The 2,543-nt window shown below is 75.3% G+C and carries 2 protein-coding genes; both read right to left on the minus strand.

Translation table 11 applies throughout. From position 1 onward, the window contains the following. Positions 1–60 precede the first annotated feature (60 nt). The gene (locus E1283_RS35090) at positions 61–1,176 is read right to left on the minus strand and encodes a potassium channel family protein (RefSeq protein WP_132822212.1); all 1,116 of its coding nucleotides are present in this window, start codon (positions 1,174–1,176) and stop codon (positions 61–63) included. A 63-nt stretch (positions 1,177–1,239) separates the two neighbouring features. Next, on the minus strand, positions 1,240–2,543 hold a 1,304-nt coding region (locus E1283_RS35095), incomplete at its 5' end, for a molybdopterin molybdotransferase MoeA (RefSeq protein ID WP_243745324.1).

Raw genomic sequence — 2,543 nt, forward strand, 5'->3', positions numbered from 1 at the left:
CAACACCCCCGACACCCCCGCTCGCCCCCGGCTACCGGGCTACCGGCTACCGGCTACCGGCTACCGGCCCGGGATCCGCCAGGACCCCGAGCCCCGCTCCTTGCGGGCCACCGCCATCGCCTTCTTCTCCTCCGGACTCACCCGGTGGATCACCACCAGCCGGTCGGTGAGCTGCAACGTGGCCGCCTCCGGATTGTCGAAGCCGAGCAGCCGGTGGCCGCGTATCACCGAGACCACCAGGTCGTCCTCGACCTCCCGCGGCGACTTCCCGGCCTCGCCCTTCGTCACCGGCCGCTCCCGCAGGCTCAGGCCCTGGCTGTGCTGCACCAGGTCCTCAAGGACCGTGCCCGAACTCGGGCTGACCATGGACAGGCCCAGCATCCGGCCGACCGCACTGGCGCTGGTGATCACCGCGTCCGCCCCGGACTGCCGCAGCAGCGGCACGTTCTCCGCCTCCCGCACCGAGGCGACGATCCGCACCTTCTTGCTGAGCTGCCGCACGGTCAACGCCACCAGCACCGCCGTGTCGTCGCGCTGCGTCGAGATCACCACCTGCTTCGCGCGGTCCGCCATGGCGCGCACCAGCACGCTGGACCGGGTGGCGTCCCCGATGACCCCCGCGTAGCCGTCCGCCCCGGCCTGTTCGACGACGGCCGGGTTGGGGTCGACCACCACGATGCGGTCCTGCGTCAGGCCGGCGCTCATCAGCGTCTCGGCCGCCGACCTGCCCTTGGTGCCGAAGCCGACGATGACGGTGTGATCTCGCATGTGCTTCCTCCAGTACGCCTCCCGCAACTGCTCGCGGGTACGCTCCGTCAACACCTCCAGTGTCGTTCCCACCAGGATGATCAGGAACAGGACGCGGAGCGGGGTGATCAGGAACGTGGTCAGCAGGCGCGCGGTGGTCGTGACCGGCACGATGTCGCCGTAGCCCGTGGTGGAGAGCGACACCGTGACGTAGTAGAGGGAGTCGACGAAGCCGACCGGGCCGCCCGCCACGTTGTCCTTGTAGCCGTGCCGGTCGGTGTAGACGATGACCACGGCCGCCGCCATCACGGCCGTCGCCATCAGCAGCCTGCGCATCACCTGCACGAGCGGACCGGCGACGTAGCGCGGGAGTCGGACGCCCTGCGAGAGGTCGTCGGCGGACGAGGCACGGACGCTGGTGAGTTTCATGGCCACGGGAGTGTGATCAATCCGGACGGGAATCGAACGGAATCAGGCGGGACTCGACGGGGGTCAGGCTGTCGGCAGATCGAGAAGGCGGACCTCGGTGTGCGCCCCCGCGCCACCCGGCGGGATGACCGCCAGGGCCGACGCGGCGGCGATGCCGCGCAGCATGGCGGGGCCAGCGTAGCTCAGCGGGCGGGCCTCGCCCGGCGCCGGGCAGCGCACCGGGACGAGCCGGGTGTCGGTGGGGTGTCCCCGCACCGCCTCGGCCAGCTGGGCCCGCCGCTCCTCGGGCGTCGGGCGGTCGGCCAGCGCGGAGAGCAGCGGCGCGGCCAGCGTCAACAGCGCGGAGACGGCGGCCAGCGGGTTGCCCGGCAGGCCGACGAGCGGCACCCCGCCCGGCAGCTCGGCCAGCAGCATCGGATGTCCCGGACGCACCGCGACGCCGCTGACCAGCAGCTGCGCGTCCAGCCTGCGCAGCACCCCGCGCAGGTGGTCGACGGGTCCCGCGGCGGTCGACCCGGTGGTGACGATCAGGTCGGCGCGGCTGGTGGAGACCGCCTCGTACAGCGCCTCGGCGTCGTCGCCGAGGCGCCGGGTGACGAGGGTGTGGGCGCCGAGCGCGGTGAGCCAGGGCCCGGTCATGGGGCCGAGCGCGTCCCGGATCCGGCCGTCGTGCGGCAGGCCGCGGAACAGCAGTTCGTCGCCGAGCACCAGTACCTCGGCGCGTGGCCGCGGCCGGACCGCGAGCTGGTCGTAGCCGGCGGCGGCGGCGAGGCCGAGTGCGGCCGGGGTGAGCGGCGTGCGGGCCGGCAGCAGCTCGGTGCCGGTGCGGCACTCCTGGCCGCGCGGCCGCACGTCGGCGCCGGGCTCCGGGTTGGGCCCGGAGAGCCGGCCGTCGGCGACGCCGCCCTGCTCGCTGCGCAGCACGGCGGTGGCGCCGGCCGGGACGCGGGCGCCGGTGGCGATGGGCACGGCCTCGCCGTCGGTCAGCTGGGGGGCGGCCGGGCCGCCGGCGAGCACCCCGGTGGGGTCGCCGGTGAGCCGCCAGGGCCCGGGCCCCGCGACGGCCCAGCCGTCCATGGCGGAGGTGTCGAAGGCGGGCAGGTCGGTGAGGGCGGTCAGTGGGGCGGCCAGGATGTGGCCGAGCGCCAGGTCGATCGGCAGCCGGCGGGGCGGCAACGGGCGCGCGGCGCGGTGCGCGATGGCGCGCGCCGTCTCCCAGCCGGGCAGCTCGCGCCGGGGCGCGGGGCCTCGCCCGGCGCCGGGCAGCGCACCGGGACGAGCCGGGTGTCGGTGGGGTGTCCCCGCACCGCCTCGGCCAGCTGGGCCCGCCGCTCCTCGGGCGTCGGGCGGTCGGCCAGCGCGGAGAC

Origin of the sequence: Streptomyces hainanensis, assembly GCF_004348415.1 — a bacterium.
GTDB lineage: Bacteria > Actinomycetota > Actinomycetes > Streptomycetales > Streptomycetaceae > Streptomyces > Streptomyces hainanensis.

Coding starts and splice junctions, on each gene's coding strand:
- E1283_RS35090 (WP_132822212.1), bottom strand. CDS start 1,176: ATGAAACTCACCAGCGTCCGTGCCTCGTCCGCCGACGACCTCTCGCAG.